Here is a 21,306-nt window from a genome sequence, read left to right on the forward strand (position 1 = left end):
CTGGAAGTTCTGGTCATGGTCACCATCAAGCTCGACAACCTCATCGATTTCGTCGCGGACGTGTTCGCACATGCCGACTCGTCGCCGGAAGAAGCCCGCCGGATCGCGACCTATCTCACCACGGCGAACCTCACCGGGCATGACAGTCACGGCGTCATCCGGGTTCCCGTCTACATCCGCTGGAAGAAGATGGGCTCCATCGTGCCCAATCAGACGGCCGAGATCGTCGTCGATACGCCGTCGCTGGTGGTCGTCGATGGCAAGTTCGGCTACGGCCAGACGGTGACGCCACAGGCAGTGAAGATCGGCATCGACAGATGCAAGAAGAGCGGGCTCGCAGCGCTGGCGTTGCGCAACTCCGGTCATCTCGGCCGTGTCGGCGACTGGGCAGAGATGGCCGCAGCCGAAGGGCTGGTGTCGATCCACTTCGTCACCGCGGCAGGCTCTTTGCTGGTGGCGCCGTATGGCGGCGTCGAGAAGCGGTTTTCCACGGCGCCTTATTGCGTCGGCATTCCGCGTCAGGGGCAGGACCCGATCGTGCTGGATTTTGCGACCTCGATCGTTGCCGAAGGCAAGGTGCTGGTGGCGAGCCGCGGCGGCAAGAAGCTGCCGAAGGGCGCGCTGATCGATGCCGACGGCTCGCTCAGCGAAGACCCCTCCGTTCTCTATGGCCCTTACGAGATGGAGGGCACGCGCGACCACACCAAGGGCACGGGCGCGATCCGCGCCTTCGGCGAGCACAAAGGCTCGGGCCTGGCCTTCATCTGCGAACTGCTCGGCGGCGCCCTGACCGGCACCGGTGCCACCTCGGCGAACCGGCGCTTTGCCAACGGCATGCTCGCGATCTACATCGACCCCAAGGTGGTCGATCCCGCCAACTTCTTCGATGGCGAGATCACCCGCTACACGGATTTCATCCGGCAGACCAAGCCGGTCTCCGGCGTCGATCAGGTGCTGGTGCCCGGCGATCCCGAGCGCAAGACCCGGGCCGAGCGCACCGCCAACGGCGTGCCCTTGCCGGATGACACCTGGGCGGCGATAGTGAACACGGCGCGCGAGGTCGGCGTCAGCGAAGCGAGCATTCAGCGGGCGACATCGTGAGGCAATGCGATCACGGGCGCGCGACGTCATCGTTGCCGGTCGGCTGGAGCACGCACAGTGGTCGTCATCGCCTGGGTTAACAAAGTCCAACACGTCAGATCAGTTTGAATAGCAGGGAAGGAAACCAGTCGTGGCGAACAACAAGGTCAAGCAGCTCTGGGCCGAAGGCAAGACGGTGGTGAATGCCTGGCTTGCGATCCCCTCGGGATTCTCCGCGGAGGTCGTGGCGCAGTGCGGCTTCGACAGTGTCACCGTGGATATGCAGCACGGCGTGCAGGACTATCTGTCGATGGTGCAGTGTTTCCAGGCGATGCACGGCCATCCGGTCACGCCGATGGTGCGCGTGCCGTGGAATGAGCCCGGCATCATCGGCAAGGTGCTCGACGGCGGCGCCTACGGTGTCATCTGCCCGATGGTCAACACAGCGCAGGAGGCGCGCAACCTCGTTTCCTATTCCAAATATCCGCCGAAGGGTGTTCGCTCGAACGGCCCGATCCGCTCGGGCATGTATGGCGGCGCGGGCGAGTATCAGAAGACGGCCAACGACGAGATCGTGCTGCTGCCGATGATGGAGACGAAGACGGCAGTCGAGAACATGGAGTCGATCCTCGATGTCGAAGGCATCGACGGCGTCTATATCGGCCCGTCCGACCTCGGCTTCTCCTATGGTCTCGTGCCGAAGCTCGACCGCGACGAGCCGGAGATCCTCAAGATCTATGAAAAGATCGTGAAGGAGTGCGGCAAGCGCGGTCTCAACCCCGGCATCCATTGCAGCGGCGCCGAGGGCGCGGTCCGCGCCATCAACATGGGCTTCAAGCTGGTGACCTTGTCCAACGAGGTCGGCTTGATGCAGGTCTACGCCCGCCAGCAGGTCGCGCAGACCCGCAAGGACTCGGGTGGCAAGGCGTAAGAGAAGAGGCGAATGGCGAATGGGGAGTAGCGAGTAGGGAATTCATTCTATTTGCCACTTGCCACTTGCCACTCGCCATTCGCGCATCCGTGACCGACCGACATCTTGAAACGAGAGAAACGCCATGGCTCCCGCTCCCGTCATCCGTCTTCATCCCGAGGACAGCGTACTGATCGCGCGCGCGAGCCTGCCGCCCGGGCTCGTGGTGGCCGATGGCGTGATCACGGTCGACCGCATCCCGGCGGGGCATAAGGTCGCAGTGCGCCCGATCGCGCAGGGCGAGCCGGTCCGCCGCTACGGCCAGATCATCGGTTTCGCCACCGCACCGATCGCGCCGGGACAGCACGTTCATACTCAGAACTGCGGCATGGGCGATTTCGCCAAGGACTATGCCTATGGCGTCGACGTGAAGCCGACGCCGAATTTCGATCTGCCGGCGACGTTCGAGGGCATTCGCCGCCCCGACGGCAGGGTTGCGACCCGCAACTACATCGGCATTTTGACCTCGGTGAACTGTAGCGCCCATGTCGCGGGCCTCGTCGCCGATGTCTTCAAGAAGAATCCGTTTACCGATGACAACCCGCTCGCCGACTATCCCAATGTCGATGGCGTCGTCGCCCTGACGCACAAGACCGGCTGCGGCATGACGCTCGACGAGCCGCTGAAACTGCTGCGGCGAACGCTCGGCGGCTACGCGCGCCACGCGAATTTCTCTGCGGTGATCGTGCTTGGTCTCGGGTGCGAGGCCAATCAGATCGGTGGGCTGATGGAGGAGCAGAAGCTCGCCGGCCGCCTGCGTGCGATGGACATCCAGGAGGTCGGCGGCACCCGCAAGACCGTCGAGGCCGGTATCGGCTTCGTGCGGGAAGCGCTCGCCGACGCCAACAAGGTCAGGCGCGAGACGGTGCCGGCCAGCGAACTGACGGTCGCGCTGCAGTGTGGCGGCTCGGACGGCTATTCCGGCATCTCGGCAAATCCAGCCCTCGGCGCGGCCAGCGATCTGCTGGTGCGACATGGTGGCACGGTGATCCTGTCGGAGACGCCCGAGACCTATGGCGCCGAACATCTGCTGACGCGGCGCGCGGTCAGTCGCGAGGTCGGCGAGAAACTCGTCTCCTTGATGCGCTGGTGGGAGGAATACACCGCACGGGAGGGGGCTGAGATGAACGCCAATCCGAGCCCGGGCAACAAGGCCGGCGGTTTGACGACGATTCTGGAGAAGTCGCTCGGCGCGATGGCCAAGGCCGGCAGCACCAATCTGGTTGATGTGCTGCATTATGCCGAAGCCGTCACCAAGAGGGGCTTCGTCTTCATGGATACGCCCGGCTACGACCCGGTGGCTGCGACGGGGCAGGTGGCCGGAGGCGCCAATCTCGTCTGCTTCACCACCGGCCGCGGCAGCGTGTTCGGCTGCAAGCCTGCGCCGTCCATCAAGCTTGCGACCAACACGCCGATGTACAAGCGGATGGAAGACGACATGGACGTCAACTGCGGCACCATCCTCGATGGCGAGGAGACGGTGCAGGATTGCGGTCAGCGCATCTTCGAGTTGATTCTGAAGACCGCCTCCGGTCAGCAGACCAAGAGCGAGAGTTTCGACTTCGGCGGGGCCGAGTTCGCGCCCTGGGTGCTCGGCGCGACCATGTAGCTGGGGACGATGTAGCTGGGATAGCTTAGCTATTCAGCTTCTGGGACCTGTTTGCCGGCGGTTTTTCGCCGGCATCTGATCGCAGCTGAGATCGCCGCGTAGCTGAGACTGGATCGCAACTGAGATCAGATGACAGGTGAGAAGCGCCGCCGCAGGCTGGCCGTGCTGACGCGCGCGCGACAGCGGCGCCGAACGACTTACCGCTGGTGGCCCAGTCCGATACCCAGCGCCAGAGCCTTCTGGCGGAGCGAGCCTTCGGTCCGTTTCATCGCCTTGGCGATCTTGGCAACCGGGGTCTTGGACTTCGAGTGCTGCTTCAGCAGCTTGATATCGGCGGGCGTGTAGGGTTTCCGCGCCAACTTCTTGGTAGCTGCCTTCTTAGCTGTCTTCGCCACTTGATTCTCCTTTTGGCAATGGGGGTCCTAAATAGCACGTGTAGTCGAGCTATCAAGCGATTGCGGCAAATGCAACGCTATTAGTTCGTGTTAGTTCATTATTCGGGGTTAACCCGAATGATGGCGAAATGGTCAATCTTCCGTGAGCGCCGAGGCGTTTCTCTGTGGACAACTCATGCGGACGCGGATGCGCCGGCTTGTTTGTTCCTCTCTCGTTCTTCACGGCGCGGCTAGAACGGCCCATCCATTTCCGTCGGATAGGCGACCAATGCGTGCAGGCGCGACGCTTGATCGCGGCTGATGAGACCAAAATCGGTCCGAAAAGCCATGTTTGGGGCCCCGGAGTGTTCAATAGGCAGCTCTGCCCGTTGTTAGTGCTTGATCCCTGAGCATAGCAATGTTCTGCTCAAAAAAGTTGCTGGAGCTCCGAACCCCGTGTCAATCTACGTCGCATTACATCACGTGACCCATTACAAATATGATCGTCCGGTCGAGCTGGGGCCACAAACGATCCGTCTGCGTCCTGCACCACATACCAGGACCCCCGTACTGAGCTATTCGCTCAAGATCACACCAACAAACCATTTCGTGAACTGGCACCAGGATCCGCAAGGCAACTGGCTGGCACGCTATGTTTTCCCTGAGAAGGTCAGTGAACTGAAAATCGAAGTCGATTTCACGGCACAGATGACCGTGATCAATCCTTTCGATTTCTTCGTCGAGCCCTATGCCGACAGTTTCCCATTTACCTATCCGGAAGGACTGAGAACGGAACTCGCGCCCTATCTCGAAACCATCGATCCGGGGCCGCTGTTCGCCGACTACTTGAAGTCGATCCCCCGCGAGGCCGACAACACCGTCAACTACCTCGTCGAACTCAATGCGCAGTTGCAGAAAAAGATTCGCTATATCATTCGGATGGAGCCCGGCGTTCAGACACCGGAAGAGACGCTCTCCGCATCCGCGGGCTCCTGTCGCGACTCGGCCTGGCTGCTGATCCAGACGCTGCGCCATCTCGGGCTCGCTGCTCGCTTCGTCTCCGGCTATTTGATTCAGCTGCGGCCCGACATCGATCCGATCGAGGGACCGGTTGAGGTCGAGAACGATTTCACCGACCTGCATGCCTGGGCCGAGGTCTATCTGCCCGGTGCTGGGTGGATCGGCTTCGACGTGACGTCCGGCATGCTCGCCGGCGAAGGGCACATTCCCGTCGCTGCGACTCCGCACTATCGGTCGGCCGCGCCCATCACCGGCAGCGCCGGCGTGGCCGAGGTCGACTTCAACTTCGAGATGAGCGTGAGGCGTATTCGCGAAGCGCCGCGGATCACACGGCCGTTTTCCGATGCTGCCTGGGACAAACTGGACCGTTTGGGCGAGGCGGTCGATGCCGATCTCGAAGCCCACGACGTGCGCCTGACGATGGGCGGTGAGCCGACCTTCGTATCGATCGACGACATGGAGGCGGCGGAATGGAATACGGCTGCTGTCGGTCCGGCCAAGCGCGGACTTGCCGATCAACTGATCAGGCGGCTGCGCGCGCGCTTTGCGCCCGGTGGGCTCCTGCACTACGGCCAGGGCAAATGGTATCCGGGCGAAAGCCTGCCGCGCTGGGCGTTCGGACTCTACTGGCGAAAGGATGGCGAGCCGATCTGGCGCAATCCTGACCTCATCGCGAGCATCGATGGCCCCCGCATGGCGACGATCGCGGACGCAGAGCGCTTTCTCGATACGGCGGCTGATGCGCTCGGGCTCGAGGCGGACTACGTGATGCCGGCCTATGAGGACCCTGCGCATTGGCTGCAGAAGGAGGCCGCGCTGCCGGAGAACGTCGATGCGCTCGATTCCAAGCTGGCCGATGCGGAAGAGCGCGCGCGCATGGCGCGGGTGTTCGACGAGGGACTTCACATTCCGCGCGGCTTCGTGCTGCCGATCCAGCGCTGGAATGCGCAGCCGCTGCGCTGGCGGAGCGAGCGCTGGGGCCTGCGGCGCAAGCGCCTGTTCCTGATTCCAGGCGACTCGCCGCTCGGCCTGCGGCTGCCGATCGGCTCACTCGTCTACATTCCGCCGGAGGATTTCCCGTATATCCACGAGCAGGATCCGATGGAGGCGCGCGGCCCGCTGCCGGTCTACACCTCCGGGCGGCCGGTGATCGTGCCGCAGGTGCCGCCGCTGAAGAAGCCCGATCGCCCGCCGCAACAGCAGCAGGACGTCCAGTATCAGTATTCGGGCGGGCTCGGCGTGCGCACCGCGATGTCGGTCGAGATCCGCGACGGCATTCTCTGCGTGTTCATGCCGCCGGTCGAAACCATCGAGGACTACCTGGAGCTGATCGCAACGGTCGAAGCGACCGCCGAGGCGATGCAGATCAAGGTTCACGTCGAAGGTTATGCGCCGCCGTTCGATCCGCGCATCGAGGTCATCAAGGTGACGCCCGATCCCGGCGTCATCGAGGTCAACATCCAGCCGGCTTCGAGCTGGCGGCAGGCGGTCGACATCACCTCCGGTCTCTATGAGGACGCCGCCAAGGTACGACTCGGCGCCAACCGCTTCCTCGTCGACGGCCGCCACACCGGCACCGGCGGCGGCAATCACGTCGTGGTCGGCGGCAGCTCGCCGCCGGATTCGCCGTTCCTGCGCCGGCCGGATCTGCTGAAGAGTCTCGTGCTGTACTGGCAGCGCCATCCCGCGCTGTCCTATCTGTTCTCCGGCATGTTCATCGGGCCGACCAGCCAGGCACCGCGCATCGACGAGGCGCGGCACGACAGTCTCTATGAGCTGGAGATCGCGCTCTCCAATGTGCCGCCCATCGGGCAGAGCGTGCCGCTGTGGCTGGTCGATCGTCTGTTCAGGCATCTGCTGGTCGACATCACCGGCAACACCCATCGCGCGGAGATCTGCATCGACAAGCTGTATTCGCCGGAGGGGCCAACGGGGCGCCTCGGCCTCGTCGAATTCCGCGCGCTCGAAATGCCGCCGGATCCCCGCATGTCGCTGGCGCAGCAGCTGCTGATCCGCGCGCTGATCGCGAAATTGTGGCGCGGGCCGCAGGAGGGCCGATTCGTGCGTTGGGGGACGGCGCTGCACGACCGCTTCATGCTGCCTCACTTCATCTGGGAAGACTTTCTCGATGTGCTGGATGAGCTCCGCTCGTCGGGCTACGACTTCTCGCCCGAATGGTATCAGGCGCAGCTCGAGTTCCGTTTTCCGACCTTCGGTCGCGTGCAGCATGGCGGCGTGACGCTCGAGTTGCGGCAGGCGCTGGAGCCATGGCACGTGCTGGGCGAAGAGGGCGTGGCCGGCGGCACGGTCCGCTACGTCGATTCCTCGGTCGAGCGGCTTCAAGTCAAGGCTGAAGGCTTCATCGAGGGCCGCCATCTCGTGACCTGCAATGGTAGGCGAATGCCGATGACTTCGACGGGCCGTTCTGCGGAGGCGGTTGCGGCGGTTCGTTTCAAGGCGTGGCAGCCGGCCTCGGGCCTGCACCCGAGCATTCCCGTGCACGCGCCGCTGACGTTCGACCTGATCGACACCTGGAATGGACGGTCGCTGGGCGGCTGCGTCTACCATGTGGCACATCCCGGAGGGCGCAACTACGATACCAAGCCGATCAACTCCTACGAGGCGGAAGCGCGGCGGCTGGCCCGCTTCCAGGATCACGGCCACACTCCCGGACGAATCGCGCTGCCGCCCGAGGAACGCACAAATGAATTCCCGATGACGCTCGACTTGCGCAGGCCGCTCCTGCATTGATGGCAGGGAGTTTGTGCGGAGGATCAGGGTATGGACGGCCCGAGCGGCCAGGACCAGGGAGCGAGCCCCGCCGCCGGTCGGCCGGCGGCGCGCCCGGCCTTGCGCCGTGCCGCGCAATGGGCCCGCGACTATGCGAGGCTGCCCGGCATTCCCGATGAGTTCATCGGCGCCGACGGCCAGCCGCGTGCGGTGTGGAACCGTTTCGCAGATACGTTCGCGGCGCTGGCACCGACCGACATCAACCGCAGGTTCGCCTCGGCCGATCGCCACCTGCGCGAGGCGGGCGTCACCTATCGCGCGCCGGGCGACAATGCCGAGCGATCCTGGCCGCTGAGCCACCTGCCGCTGCTGATCGACGAGGCCGAATGGGCGGAGCTGTCGCGCGGCATCGCCCAGCGCGCCGAGCTGTTCGAACGGGTGCTGCAGGACATCTACGGCGAAGGACGGCTGGTCGCGAGCGGCGCGCTGCCGGCCGCCGCCGTGGCCGGCTCCAGCGAATATCTGCGTCCGGTGTGCGGCGTGAAACCGCCGGGCGGCCGCTTCCTCACCATCTACGCCGCCGACATCGGCCGCGGCCCCGATGGCGGGTGGTGGGTCCTCAATGACCGCACCCAGGCGCCGTCGGGCATGGGCTACGCGCTGGAAAACCGGCTGGTGCAGTCGCGCGCCTTCTCCTCGATCTACAAGTCGATGAATGTCGAGCGGCTGGCGCCGTTCTTCGAGGCGTTCCGCGATTCGCTGCGTGCCATCGCCGATCGTGACGAGCCGCGCATCGGCGTGCTGACGCCGGGCACGTTCAGCGAGACCTATTTCGAACACGCGACGCTGGCGCGCTATCTCGGCTTCCTGCTGGTGGAAGGCGACGACCTCGCCGTCAGCGGCGACCGCGTGCACATCCGCACCGTGGCCGGCCTGAAGCGCGTCGACGTGCTGCTGCGCAGGCTGGATTCCAACTCGCTCGACCCGCTTGAACTCGATGCCGCCTCGCGGCTTGGCGTCGCCGGCCTGATGGACGTCGTGCGCAAGGGCGGCGTCGCGATCGCCAACATGCCGGGCTCCGGCGTGCTCGAGGCCCGCGCGCTGCTCGGCTTCATCCCGAGCCTGTGCCGGCGCGTGCTCGGCGAGGATCTCAAGATCCCGAATATCGCGACCTGGTGGTGCGGCCAGAAGTCGGCGCGCGACGAGGTGCTGTCGCGGCTCGAGGAATTCGCCATCGAAGGCGCCTATGGCCGCGCCGTGCCCGGCTTCGCGAGCAGCGGCCCGGTGCTGGCGAGCGAGCTCTCGGCGGCCGAGCGCGCGCGGCTGCGGGCCGCGATCACCCAGCGCGGCATCGACTATGTCGGCCAGGAGGTGGTGCGGCTGTCGACGACGCCGGTGTGGCAGGACGGCCGGATCGCGCCGCGGCCTTTCGTGCTGCGGGTGTTCGCGGCCGCGACGCCCGACGGCTGGACCATCATGCCCGGCGGTTTCTGCCGCATCGCCGACAAGCTCGATGCGCGGGCGGTCTCGATGGGCGACGGCGCCAGCGCCGCCGACGTCTGGGTCGTCGGCGACAAGGCGGTCGCGGCGCGCAGCCTGTTGCCGGGCTCCGACAATGTCCGCATCCGCCGTATCGCCGGCGTGCTGCCGAGCCGCGCCGCCGACAATCTGTTCTGGCTCGGCCGCCACCTCGAACGGGCCGAGGCCACCTTGCGGCTGATCCGCGTGCTCGGCGCGCAGCATCGCGATCCCGGCAAAGACTCGCCGGCGCAGCTCAACACGGCCGAACGGATCCAGCGTCTGCTGCTCGCCTGGGGCGCGATCTCGCAGACCTCGCGCAGCCGCGGCTCCCAGGTGGCGGCCGAGGCCCTCCAGGCCGATGCGCAGTCCGGCTCGGCCTTGTCCCTGCTCAAATCGGCGCAGCGCAACGCGACGTCGCTGCGCGAGCGGCTGTCGCCCGACGCGTGGCAGGTCGTCACGGAGATGACGAGCCGGCTGGCGCAGGAGGCCGATGACGAGGAGGCCGTCGTCAGCACGGCCGAGGTCATTCTGGAGAAGCTCGCGAGCTTCGCGGGCCTCGCCCAGGAGAACATGAACCGCGCCGCCGGCTGGCGCTTCCTCGACATGGGCCGGCGCGCCGAGCGCGCCATCAACACCGCGCGTTTCGCGCGTCAGTTCGGCTATGACGAGGCGACGCCCGAGGATCTCGACGTCCTGCTCACCCTGGTCGACTGCCAGATCACCTATCGCTCGCGCTATCTGATCGGCCCATCGCTGGCGCCGATCCGCGATCTCGTCGTGCTCGATCTGTACAATCCGCGCTCGGTCGCCTTCCAGATCGAGGTGCTCAACGATCACATTGCGGGCCTGCCGGTGCTGAAGGAGGACGGCCTGATCGAGCGTCCGCAGCGTCTTGCGGTCTCGCTGCGTGCGCGCCTCACCGCCGCGGAGGCGGCGCATCTCGACGGCCGCACCTTGTTCGCGCTGGAGCAGGACCTGCTCAATTTGTCGGAGGCGATCGGCCAGCACTACTTCCCGCACGGCCCGAATGCGACCCGGCCGGAAAAGCTCACGGGCCTCGCGTGATCTACGACATCCGGCATGTCACCACCTACGACTATGAGAGCCCGGTCAGCTTTGCGCGCTGTTCGCTACGGCTCGAGCCGCTCAGCGGCGACGGCCAGGAACTGATCTCCCATACCGTCGACATCCGGCCGCGCCCCTCGGAGCGGACCACGCGCCGCGACTTCTTCGGCACGCTGACCGAGAGCATCGTGATTGACACCCCGCACAAGCATCTGCGCATCGACTCGCGTTCGCGGGTGAAGCTGTCGCGCACGCCGCCGGAGCGCGACGCGCCGAGTGCGGCGTGGGAGCGCGTGCGCGATGACGCTTTCGAGGCGACCAGTCTCGGGCCGTCGTCGCCGATCGGCTACGTGTTCGCGAGCGCGCTGGTGCCGGTGCTGGAGCCGGTGACGGACTATGCGGCTGCGAGCTTTCCGGCCGGCACCGGCATCGTCGCCGGCGCGGCCGGCCTGATGCGGCGCATCCGCAACGAGTTCAAATACGATCCCAAGGCCACCGTGATCTCGACGCCGCTGCGCGAGGTGTTCGACAATCGCCACGGTGTCTGCCAGGATTTCGCGCATGTGATGATCGCAGGCCTGCGCGGGCTCGGTTTGCCGGCAGCCTATGTCAGCGGCTATCTGCGCACCATTCCGCCGGAGGGAAAGCCGCGGCTGCAGGGCGCCGATGCCACCCATGCCTGGGTGTCGCTGTGGTGCGGCGAGACGCTCGGCTGGATCGGCTTCGATCCGACCAATGATCTCGTGGTCGGCAATGATCACATCATCCTGGGCCAGGGCCGCGACTTCTCGGACATGTCGCCGGTCGACGGCATCATCGTCGGCTCGCGCAAGCAGAAGCTCGGCGTCGCCGTCGACGTCGTCATGGTCGAGTAGCTTAGGTTCCCATTGCGGAACCGCCGGAACATTTCTCTCGCATCGCACTTGATGAGCCCGAGGGGCCGAACGGGGGCTGGCTGACCCTTTTCGAGCGATGGAGTGATCGACATGAAACGCGTTGCAATCCTCATTGGCCTCGTCGGCGCCTGTGTCGCCGGCACTGCCTCGGCGCAGCCGAGTGCGAATCTCACCGGCACCTACCGCTGCATCCAGATGTGCCGCGACGGCATGATCGGCGCCCCGGCCTTCGTGACCCAGAACGGTGATGCCGTGAACATGACGACCGAGACCGGCGAGTCCCTGCAGGCCTGGCCGGACTGGAATGCGCCGAACAGCCGGCTCTGGATCGACGCGCGCGACGAAAGCGCGGTCTATTCACCGGACGGCATGCGCATTCAGTTCGACGACGGCCGCGTCTGGCAGCGCGACCTGCCGCCGCCGGTGTTCGTGGGCCGCGCGCCTGTCGTGTACGGGCGGTAAGTGATCGACAGGTGTGCCGCCGGCCTCGCGCAGGCGAGCACGCCTGCAGGTGGGATGGAAGCTGCCCGCCTCATAAATAGTGTCGTCCCGGCGAACGCCGGGACCCTGCCCACCTGCGGATGTCTGGAAGCACGCTGTTAGCAACATCCCGCGTGACACTCCCGCCGCTGGGTATGGGGCGGCGCTGCGCCAACGCTGTGCGGTGCCGGAGCTTGCCGAGGACGACAGCCTTGTTAGTAGCTTGATATCTCCAACACACGCGCCGTGTGTTCGGACCTGCTGTCATTGTCCCAGGATGCGGACGATCAGTACAACGCCGAAATGCTCAACACCTCCCCGTCTGCAGACAATGCTCGCGCCCTTCGACGTCGGTGCGAAACGATTCGATGAAGCGGCCCTGACGCTGGGTGACGAAAACGGTCTTGCCGTCACTGCCCCCGAAAGCGAGATTGGTCGGCTCGTTGGCCTTGAGCGTGATCTCCCGGACGACATGGCCGTCCGGCGCCAGCACGGCGATGCTGCCCTTGAGGATGCGCGCGACCAGCAGGCGGCCGCTGATGTCGGTGCGCAGGCCGTCGATCGTGTTCGGCTCGAACGTCTTGATCAGCCTGGCTTTGGTGAGCGTGTCGCCTTCGATCAGGTAGGACCAGATCTCGCCGCTGTTGGACTCGCCGACATAGAGCGTTCGGCCGTCGGGGCTGAGATCGATACCGTTGGCGGTTCCCATCGCCCGCGGCGCGGTCATGGCCGTGCCTTGCATCGGACCGTCGCCCGATTTGGCGATCCGCCAGATACGGCCGCTGCGCGCCTTCCAGTTCGGATCGCTCGCATAGATCGTGCCGTCGCGCGCCAGGGTGATGTCGTTGGGCTGGCTCATCTCGGCGGAATGGTAGACGAGGCGGGGCTCGGTCGTGCCGGGAGCAATGGCGAAGATGTTGTGCTTCTTGTAGTCGGCGACGAACATCACGCCGGCCGCGTCGATGCGCAATGCGTTGCCGATGCTGCCCTCCGGCAGTTTGGCGAATTGTTCCGATGCCGTCGCTTTCGGCGCGACCCTGCCGATCGTGCCGGGCTTGCCGAGATTGACCACGAACAGGTTGCCGTCGCGGTCGACGGCGGGACCCTCGATGCCGATCGTGTATTCGCCTGCCGGCGTGAGCTGGGTGCTCTCGAACAACTTTGAGGCGGCGAGGGCAGGCGCCAGCATGAGCAGTACAACAATCACCAAGCGCGCGATGCGTAGGGTGGGCAAAGGCGCGCCGGGATGCTCTCTCCGTGCCGGTGCAATGTCCGGCGCGCCGTGCCCACCATCACGTCCACCGGTGCATGCGGCCGGTGGGCACGCGCCGCCTGCGGCGGTCGCTTTGCCCACCCTAGGTTTCATGATCGCGGCGTCGGAGCGGCGCCAGAAACAACTGTTGAATGCGATGGCCATCGTCGTTCGTGCATATGCCGGTGAAAGAAGCGCGACCGGACGTAACAAATGAAGCCGGGCTTATTGACGGCAAGCCTCTCTCATTCGCGGCCGTCCGTCATCCGCCACCACGATCTGATGATGCGACCTGCTCAATGCGTCAGATGATGTTGCAGGATGTAGGCGCCGGCGCCGGCGAGATAGCCGAGCAAAGCGAGGCCGCTGATGCGGCGCACATACCAGAAGAAGTGGATGTTCTCGAGCCCCATCGCGGCGACGCCCGCGGCCGAGCCGATGATCAGGATGGAGCCGCCGGTGCCGGCGCAATAGGCGACGAACTCCCACAGGAAGCTGTCCGGCGGATGCTGGCTCAGCTCGTACATGCCCATCGACGCCGCGACCAGCGGCACGTTGTCGATCACGGCGCTGGCGAGCCCGAGCACGATCACGATCAGGTCGAGCCGGCCGACGGTGCGGTCGAGCCATTGCGCCAGCGCCTGCAGGATGTGGGTGTGCTCGAGCGCCGCGACCGCGAGCAGGATGCCAATGAAGAACACGATCGAGGGCATGTCGATCCGGGCCAACGCATGCACCAGGGTCAGGCGCTGCTTCTGCTCGGAGGCCTTGGCGCGATGGATGATCTCGCCGACCACCCAAAGAAGGCCGAGTCCGAACAGGATCCCCATGAACGGCGGCAGGCCGGTTGCGGCCTTGAACGCCGGCACCAGCACGAGGGCGCCGAGCCCAAGCAAGAACATCAGGTTGCGCTCGAATGGCCGGATGGGGCTCATCGTGGCGAGCCCCGCGCTCGCCGGGGGGGCGAGCTGCTTGCCGCGCAAGGTGAAGCCGACGATCGCGAGCGGCACCACGAGGTTCAGCAGCGAGGCGATGAAGACCGACTTCATGATCGCGAGCGGCGTGATCTGGCCGCCGATCCACAGCATCGTGGTGGTGACGTCGCCGATCGCCGACCAGGCGCCGCCGGCATTGGCCGCGATGACGATGATCGCGGCGAACACCAGCCGGTCCTCGTCACGCCCGGACAGCTTCTTCATCAGCGACACCATCACGATCGCGGTGGTGAGGTTGTCGAGCATGGCGCTGAGGAAGAAGGTGACGAAGCCGACCAGCCAGACCAGCGTGACCTGATTGCGGGTGCCGATCAGCGAGGTCACGACCTCGAAGCCATGATGGGCGTCGATCACCTCGACGATGGTCATGGCGCCGATCAGGAAGAAGATGATTTGCGCGGTCGAGGCGACGGATTCGTTCAGCTCTCCGGCGACCTGCGCCGTGGCCCCGCCGAGCAGCGCATAGACCGTCCACATCAGCCCGGCGCCGACCAGGGCGGTGGCGGCCTTGTTGATGCGCAGCGGGTGCTCCAGCGCCACCGCCGCATAGGCGAGCGCGAAGACGGCGACGATGGCAGCGGTCATGGGCAGGGCATTCCGGGCTGGATCGGCGAAGGGGCGGGATGGAACTGCCCAAGATATGACCGATCGGCGCCCGGCAGCAAGCCGTGAGCGTCGTTCAGAACAGCAGACGACGGCTCATGCCAGCGTCGCCGTGATCGTGTCGGCGTGGCTGCGGATGGCGCGGATCTCGGCGGCGCTGCGCCGCTCCAGGTTGACGTACTGATTGCGCATCCGGCCGTTGTTGGCGAAGCGGCGGCGGTGCTTGGCCAGGAAGCTCCAATATAGCGTCGTAAACGGGCAGGCCTTGTCGCCGGTCGCCTGCTTCGGATCGTAGCGGCAGTTGCGGCAATGATCGCTCATGCGGTCGATGTAGTGGCCGGAGGCGGCATAGGGCTTGGTGCCGACCACCCCGCCATCGCCATGCTGGCTCATGCCGAGCGTGTTGGGCAAGGACACCCAGTCGACGGCGTCGTGGAACATCGACATGTGCCACAGATGCACGTCGTAGGGCCTGACGCCGAGCAGCATCGCGAACAGGCCGAGCACCATCAGCCGTTCGATATGATGGGCATAGGCATGATCGATGGTGTGGCCGATCGCCTGCGCCAGGCAGCGCATGTCGGTCTCGCCGGTCCAGTAGAAGCGCGGCATCGGCAGCGTGGCGTCGAGCGCGTTCTCGTCGGCATAGTGCGGCATGCGCTGCCAGTAGATGCCGCGCACGAATTCGCGCCAGCCGATGATCTGGCGCACGAAGCCTTCGAGCGCATTGAGCGGCGCGTTGCGGTTGGCGAGCGCAGCCTCGACCACCTCGCGCGGATCGAGCATGTGCAGGTTCAGCACGCCCGACAGCCGCGAATGATACAGGAACGGCTCGTCGCTCAGCATCGCGTCCTGGTAGGTGCCGAACAACGACAGCCGCCAGGCGACGAAATCGGACAGTTCGGTTAGCGCGTCGACGCGCGACACCGGCAGGTCGAAACGGTCGAGCCTGCCCGGGCTGTTCGCAAAGCGCGCGGCGACGAGCTTGATGACATCGCGCGTGATCGCATCGGGCTGATAGGACCGGGCGGCGGGGATCGGAGGGCGGCTCCTGCCGAACCCCTTGCGGTTCTCGGCATCGTAGTTCCAGCTGCCGCCGACGGGCCGGCCGCTCTCGTCGATCAGGAGGCCGGTCTTGCGCCGCATCGCGCGATAGAACGTCTCCATGATCGGGCGCGGATGACGCTCGGTAAAGGCGTCGAACTCGTCCGCCGTGCATAGAAAGTGCCGGTCGGCGCGGAATTCGACCGGCTGCGGCAATTGCCGCAAGCGCTCGCGCACGCGCCAGTCGCCGGGCTCCAGCACGATGGTGGCTGCCGGCTGCAGCGACGCCTGATGGCGAGTGATCTCGCTGTCGAGACGGCCGGTATTGGCGGGATCGTCGAGGCGGACGTAGTGGACGCGGCGGCCGCGTCCCTCGAGCTCGGCGTGGAAGTGGCGCATCGCAGCCAGGAAGAAGGCAATGCGCATCTTGTGCTGCGGGACATAGGTCGCCTCGTCGTCGACCTCCATCTGCAGCACGACATCCTGGGACGGATCGAAGCCGTCGAACGCCGCCGAATCGGCGTCGAGCTGGTCACCCAGCACGACGACGAGATGCCTCACGGGACTGGTCTTGGTCATCGTGTCCAGTTCAGGCCGCCGCGGCCGCGACGGTAAGGGGATGGCCGAGGCAGTCCTTGCGCACCACAAGGAGGCTGCGATGCAGCCAGGTCTTGATGGTGCCGACCGGCACGCCAAACCGCTCCGACAGCCGCGTCCGGCTCTCTCCCTCGAGATAGGCGAGCGCGAGCAGACGCCGGCGCTCCTCCGGTAGGCGCTCAAGCGCCTCGCGGGCGATAGGTTCCACCAGCGCGTAGTCGAATTCCTCGTCCCGGACCGCGTCGGCAGGATCGGGGATGGAGAGGGCCTCGTCGAGCTCCGAGGTCGGCGCGCCGGTCGTGCGCAGGGCGTCGATGGCCGTGTTGCGCATGATGGTGCACATCCAGGTGATCGGTGAGGCGCGCGACGGGTCGAAGCTCGCCGCATGGCGCCAGATCTTGAGATAGCCGTCCTGCAGGATGTCGTCGAGGTCGGACGAGGAGGACAGCAAAGCGCGAACCGTGTTGCGCATCTTCACGATCGTGAGCGCATGCAGCTCGGCGAAGGCCTGGGCATCGTTGTTGCGTCCGGCGCGCCCCAGCAGCACGCCGAGATGGGCGACGCACCCCGTCTGCTCCGTGCCCGCTGACCGCATCCTCGCTCCTCCTCATTCTTGCTGACGAGAAACGAGCCGTAGTCCGGCGCGGATCACACGCGCCCGGGAACGAGAGCGCTCAGAGGCGGACGAACGGGCTAATGAGGCGGCCGAGCAGGCCGTGCATGCGCAGGTCGCCGGTCATCGCCACCAGGCACAGGCAGGGGCCGTCGTCACCGACCACCGGACGATGGTCGACCTCGTCGTCGCCATAGTCGAAATCGCCGGGACCGTAATGGCCGCCGAGATGGCTGAAGCTGCCCTTGAGCACGCAGGTCAGCTCATTGCCGGAATGGGTATGTTCGAGCATTCGCGCCCCGGGCTCCGAGCGCAGCAGGAAGGCCCGCGACTTGCCGCCGCCCGACAGCAGGATCGGACGCATGCTGATGCCCGGCGCGATGCGGCGGCGTTTGCCGATCTTGCAGCGCCGGACCATTTCGGGCAGGCCGGCCAGCTCCGGATCATGCGCGGCGACGTCGCTGACAACAGGCGCGGGCTGCGGACGGCGGTCGATCCGCGCCATCACGGCGTCGAAGGCATCCGCGCCCATCGCGACCGGCTCCACCGCATCGAGCGAGGCGCCGGCAAGCTGCTCGACCGCGCGCACGAAGCGCCGGCATCGGTCGCAATCGGCGACATGAACGCCGACGACGAGCCGCTCGGCCTCGTCGAGCGCACCGGTGGCGAAGTCCGCCAGCAAGTCTTCCGGCGGGTGATGGCTGATCGTCATGTCGCGTCGTCCAACAGGTCTCTCAGGCGATTCATCGCCAGTCTGATTCGTGATTTTACCGTACCGAGCGGCAGTCCGAGCACCGCCGCGATCTCGGAATGGGGTCGTTCCTCGATGAACGACAAGCGGATGACGGTGGATTGCTCCACCGACAATCTTTCGATCGCGGCCGCGACGCGCGTGGCATCTTCGACACGCGACACGATCTGGTCGGCGGCAAGCGTCGGATCGGCCTCGTCGTCGAGGACCACTTCCCGGCTCAGCCGCCCCTCCCGGATAGACTTGCGGGCGGCGTCGATGCGCTGGTTGCGGGCGATCGTGAAGATCCACGCGGCCGCGCCGGCGGTCGTCGGGTCGAACTGACCGGCCTTGGTCCAGACGGCGACCATGGTGGATTGAGCGATCTCCTCGGCGTCGTCGGCGCTGCTGCCCGCCTTGATGAGGAAGCCTTTGATGCGCGGCGCGAAATGCGCGAAGAGGGCCTTGAACGCCTCGCGATCGCCGCGCGCGGCGACGCGTCCGATCAGTTGCGCCCAGTCCACAGTCGCCTTCGGTCCTCTGCTGGTATTCACCCGGGCACGGGCACCGGAGGCCCGTGCAAATCGGCGCCGGGACGATGCCACGTCCCATTGCGGTAATCCAGCCGCTCTCAATCGTGTTGTCATGATTCCCGGGCACGTCTGGTCTAGTCACGGAAACGTGCGGCCGGGCCGGCCGGATCACCGGGAGCGGAGATTTTCCGTGCCCGTCAGTCCTTGAGGTCCGAATTGACCATCGCCAGGAACTCCTGGCGGCTCATCGGATCGTTGCGGAAGCAGCCGAGCATGCGGCTGGTGGTGAGGTCGACCCCGTGCTTCTTGACCCCGCGCGAACTGATGCAGTGGTGGGCCGCCTTGATCACGACCGCGACGCCCTGCGGCTGCAGCACCTCGTCGATGATGTTGGCGATCTCGGCCGTCATCCGCTCCTGGATCTGCAGGCGGCTGGCAAAGGCTTCGACCACGCGGGCGAGCTTGGAGATGCCGACGACGCGGCTGCGCGGCACGTAGCCGACCCAGGCGCGGCCGATGATCGGCGCCATGTGGTGCTCGCAATGGCTCTGGAACGGGATGTTCCGCAGCAGCACCATCTCGTCGTAGCCGGCGGTCTCCTCAAACGTCTTGCGCAGAAAGTCTTCCGGGTTCTGCTCGTATCCGGCGAAGTAGCTCTTGTAGGCGCGGGCGACACGCGCTGGCGTTTCGGAGAGACCCTCGCGCGACGGGTCCTCGCCGATCCAGGTCAGGATGGTGCGGATGGCGTCCTCGACGTCATCCTGGGTAACGGGGACCGGGTCGCAGGCGAAAGGGAGTTTCTTGGCTGTGGTGCGCACGGGGTTCTCCGAAAGCAGGGAAACGGAATCCCGAACGCCGTGGATCACCCCGCTCAGACGTTCGCACCCCGGCCGCGCCGTTACTGGAGCGGCCGCGGACCCCATTCGTCCGGCGCGTCAGCCGGCCTTGCGAAGCCGCGTCTCGGCCGACGGGCCTGCGCGCAGGTTCTGGAAGAACTTTTCCACCTCGTGGGCGAGCGTCTGCGCGGTCGCGTTGAGGTCGCCGGAGGCCGACAGCACCGAGGCGGCGGCGGTCGAGGTTTCGCCGATCGCATCGCGCAGCGAGCCGATGTTGTTGACCAATGTCTGATTGCCGTGCGCGGTCGACTGGGCGTTGGCCGAGATCTCGCGGGTAGCCTGATCCTGCTGCTGGATGGCGTCGGAGATGTTCGAGGTGATCGTGTTGATGCCATGCACTGCCTGGCCGATCTCCCGGACCGCTTCGACCGCAGTCCTGGTGGAGGACTGGATCAGTGCGACGTTCTGGCTGATCTCCTCGGTCGCCTTGGCGGTCTGTCCGGCCAGCGCCTTGACCTCGTGGGCGACGACGGCGAAGCCGCGGCCGGCTTCGCCCGCCCGCGCCGCTTCGATGGTGGCGTTCAGCGCCAGCAGGTTGGTCTGCTCGGCGATGGTCTGGATCAGCGTCAGCACGCCGTCGATGCGCTGGGTGGCGGCGGCAAGGCCCTCGATTTCGGTGATCGACTTCTCGGTACGCTGCCCGGTCTGCGCGACGGCGCCGGCCGATTGGCGGATCTGGCGGCCGATCTCCTCGACCGAGGCCGAGAGCTCCTCGGCGGCGCTCGCGACGGCCGAGACGTTGGTCGAAGCCTGCGTCGTGGCGCCGGCCGCAGTGACGGCGCGCTCGTTGGCATTGCTCGTCAGCCGGGTGATCGTCTCGGCGATGTTGCGCATCGCCGCGGCGTTCTCCGTCACGGTCCGCATGACACCGCCGATGGCGGTGCGAAACTCTTCCACGGCCGTCTCGATGTGCCGCGCGCGGGCTTCGCGGATGGCCGAATCCTGCGAGACCCGATCGTTCAGATCGCGATTGTGGGCCATGGCGCTCTGAAATACGCCGATCGCGCGCGCCAGTTCGCCGACTTCATCGGCGCGCTCGGCATAGGGCACCTGCACGTTCTCAGCGCCGGTCGCGACCTGGCGAATGGTGTCGGTGATCTTTGACAGCGGCCGGGCAATCGAGCGGGCGATGATCACGACGCCGGCGACGACGAGCAGCAGCATCGCGCCGCCGAGCACGGTGAGCACGAGCGCGAGCTCGCGGTTGGTCTCGGTGTCCTCGCCGATCTTGCGGCCGCGCTCGAGATAGACCTTCGAGAGCTCGTCGAGGTCCTTGTTCAGCGCCGAGCGGACCGAGCGGTTGGCGTCGTTGTCACCCCATTCACGTCCCGCGGCGGGGCTGATCTCGTTGGCGCGGCGAACCAGCTCCTTGCGGAACTCCACGAACTGCTCGATGCGCTTCTTGAAGGTCGCGAACTGCTGCGCGTCGTCGGCCTGCACGATGGCCTGCCATTTGTCGACGATCTTGATGATCTCGCCGTTGAACTTGAGCAGCCCCTCGCCATAGCGCTTCACGACCGCCGGATCGGTCGACATGTAGATGCCGCGCGATTCCATGACGACCGCGTAGACGAGGCCGTTGACGGACTGCACGTTGAGGGCCGCGAGGTTCGCAGTCTCGATCGCCTTGGTCAGCGCGGCCGCGCGCCGTGAATTGTAGTCCGACAGCCCGGCGAATGCGGCGGTCAGCAGGGCAAACAGCGCGAAGATCGCGTAGAGCTTGACCGAAATGGAGTGGCGCGAGGCCGTCTTCATGGACGATGGACGTGACTTCATGAGGTGCAATACCCGCAGAGTTTGACGACGACCTGGGAAACGCGCGTGCGTTGATAGTTATGCAAAAGCTTCATGGAGAAAGGGTTAAGTGACGCTGCCGTATGATGCAACTTTTGCGTACTTTGCCTTGTCTTTCAATTAATTAGCCGGTTCATCGCGGCGTGGTCGAGTCTGATGTCCGTTGAACTACGGATGCGGCGCGTCATAGGTCGCCCCTCATTTCCTTGCAAATGCATTGCAAGGGATGTTCTCCGGCAGGCCCCGCCATTGGTTCGGACGCGGCCAACCTGAGTTCGAAACAACATTGCCACCGATCGGGGCCGTGCTGCTCGATCGGACGTTTCGTGCGGGGCCCCGATCGGGTTGGAACTTCGGATGACCGGCCGGGTTGCCACCCAGCCCGACTCCTGTAGCTTGAAGCTCGCCGCCGCGTCGCCATGCCGCGCTTGCGTGCTGGACTGCGGAGCCGTGCGGCTGTGGCTCGACTTGCTGCGGCTCAACTTTTCAGGAAGGGGTGGCGAA

General features: G+C 65.7%; 16 protein-coding genes. 7 read left to right on the plus strand and 9 right to left on the minus strand.

All coding sequences use genetic code 11. The annotated features are described in order from the left end of the window. Positions 1-15 precede the first annotated feature (15 nt). From ACQR1B_RS28305 to ACQR1B_RS28315, 3 genes are all read left to right on the plus strand, one after another. Positions 16-1,101, plus strand: a complete 1,086-nt coding sequence (locus ACQR1B_RS28305) for a malate/lactate/ureidoglycolate dehydrogenase (RefSeq protein ID WP_434835597.1) — start codon at positions 16-18, stop codon at positions 1,099-1,101. 130 nt (positions 1,102-1,231) lie between these two features. Next, positions 1,232-2,011: an HpcH/HpaI aldolase family protein gene (locus tag ACQR1B_RS28310; RefSeq protein WP_434835596.1), complete on the plus strand. Its 780-nt coding sequence runs from the start codon at positions 1,232-1,234 to the stop codon at positions 2,009-2,011. Between the two features lie 124 nt (positions 2,012-2,135). Beyond that, positions 2,136-3,659 (plus strand): UxaA family hydrolase, encoded by a 1,524-nt coding sequence (locus ACQR1B_RS28315; RefSeq protein WP_434835595.1) that lies wholly within the window; start codon positions 2,136-2,138, stop codon positions 3,657-3,659. Between the two features lie 197 nt (positions 3,660-3,856). Here the strand turns inward: ACQR1B_RS28315 and ACQR1B_RS28320 are convergent, their stop codons facing one another. Next, on the minus strand, positions 3,857-4,054 hold the full coding sequence (locus tag ACQR1B_RS28320; protein WP_008964013.1) for a hypothetical protein: 198 nt from the start codon (positions 4,052-4,054) through the stop codon (positions 3,857-3,859). Positions 4,055-4,489: 435 nt separating this feature from the next. Here ACQR1B_RS28320 and ACQR1B_RS28325 point away from each other — a divergent pair, with 435 nt between their 5' ends. The 4 genes from ACQR1B_RS28325 (at position 4,490) to ACQR1B_RS28340 (ending at position 11,727) form a co-directional block, all read left to right on the plus strand. Then, a complete protein-coding gene (locus ACQR1B_RS28325; RefSeq protein WP_434835594.1) occupies positions 4,490-7,804 on the plus strand; it encodes a DUF2126 domain-containing protein in 3,315 nt (1,104 codons plus the stop codon). 30 nt (positions 7,805-7,834) lie between these two features. After that, complete coding sequence (locus tag ACQR1B_RS28330) at positions 7,835-10,369, plus strand: circularly permuted type 2 ATP-grasp protein (protein ID WP_434835593.1); 2,535 nt, start codon at positions 7,835-7,837, stop codon at positions 10,367-10,369. Then, the gene (locus ACQR1B_RS28335) at positions 10,366-11,244 is read left to right on the plus strand and encodes a transglutaminase family protein (protein WP_434835592.1); all 879 of its coding nucleotides are present in this window, start codon (positions 10,366-10,368) and stop codon (positions 11,242-11,244) included. Before ACQR1B_RS28330 ends, ACQR1B_RS28335 begins: the two co-directional genes overlap by 4 nt. Before the next feature lie 102 nt (positions 11,245-11,346). Beyond that, positions 11,347-11,727, plus strand: a complete 381-nt coding sequence (locus tag ACQR1B_RS28340; RefSeq protein ID WP_434835591.1) for a hypothetical protein — start codon at positions 11,347-11,349, stop codon at positions 11,725-11,727. A gap of 325 nt (positions 11,728-12,052) precedes the next feature. Here the strand turns inward: ACQR1B_RS28340 and ACQR1B_RS28345 are convergent, their stop codons facing one another. The 8 genes from ACQR1B_RS28345 to ACQR1B_RS28380 all read right to left on the minus strand — a co-directional run bounded on the left by ACQR1B_RS28345 (position 12,053) and on the right by ACQR1B_RS28380 (position 20,784). Next, positions 12,053-12,934, minus strand: a complete 882-nt coding sequence (locus ACQR1B_RS28345; protein ID WP_434835590.1) for an SMP-30/gluconolactonase/LRE family protein — start codon at positions 12,932-12,934, stop codon at positions 12,053-12,055. 359 nt (positions 12,935-13,293) lie between these two features. Beyond that, positions 13,294-14,577, minus strand: a complete 1,284-nt coding sequence (nhaD, locus tag ACQR1B_RS28350) for a sodium:proton antiporter NhaD (RefSeq protein WP_434835589.1) — start codon at positions 14,575-14,577, stop codon at positions 13,294-13,296. 114 nt (positions 14,578-14,691) lie between these two features. Further along, positions 14,692-16,218: a cryptochrome/photolyase family protein gene (locus tag ACQR1B_RS28355; protein ID WP_434835588.1), complete on the minus strand. Its 1,527-nt coding sequence runs from the start codon at positions 16,216-16,218 to the stop codon at positions 14,692-14,694. A 10-nt stretch (positions 16,219-16,228) separates the two neighbouring features. After that, entirely contained in the window at positions 16,229-16,831 is a 603-nt protein-coding gene (locus ACQR1B_RS28360; RefSeq protein WP_434835587.1) for an RNA polymerase sigma factor, read from the minus strand. Between the two features lie 79 nt (positions 16,832-16,910). After that, complete coding sequence (locus ACQR1B_RS28365) at positions 16,911-17,561, minus strand: ChrR family anti-sigma-E factor (RefSeq protein ID WP_434835586.1); 651 nt, start codon at positions 17,559-17,561, stop codon at positions 16,911-16,913. After that, positions 17,558-18,103, minus strand: coding sequence for a sigma-70 family RNA polymerase sigma factor (locus tag ACQR1B_RS28370; protein ID WP_434835585.1), 546 nt, complete (start codon positions 18,101-18,103; stop codon positions 17,558-17,560). Before ACQR1B_RS28370 ends, ACQR1B_RS28365 begins: the two co-directional genes overlap by 4 nt. A gap of 206 nt (positions 18,104-18,309) precedes the next feature. Beyond that, entirely contained in the window at positions 18,310-18,930 is a 621-nt protein-coding gene (folE, locus tag ACQR1B_RS28375; RefSeq protein WP_434835584.1) for a GTP cyclohydrolase I FolE, read from the minus strand. A 117-nt stretch (positions 18,931-19,047) separates the two neighbouring features. Continuing rightward, complete coding sequence (locus tag ACQR1B_RS28380; protein WP_434835583.1) at positions 19,048-20,784, minus strand: methyl-accepting chemotaxis protein; 1,737 nt, start codon at positions 20,782-20,784, stop codon at positions 19,048-19,050. Positions 20,785-21,306: the final 522 nt, after the last annotated feature.

This window comes from Bradyrhizobium oligotrophicum (assembly GCF_051168495.1).
GTDB lineage: Bacteria > Pseudomonadota > Alphaproteobacteria > Rhizobiales > Xanthobacteraceae > Bradyrhizobium > Bradyrhizobium oligotrophicum_A.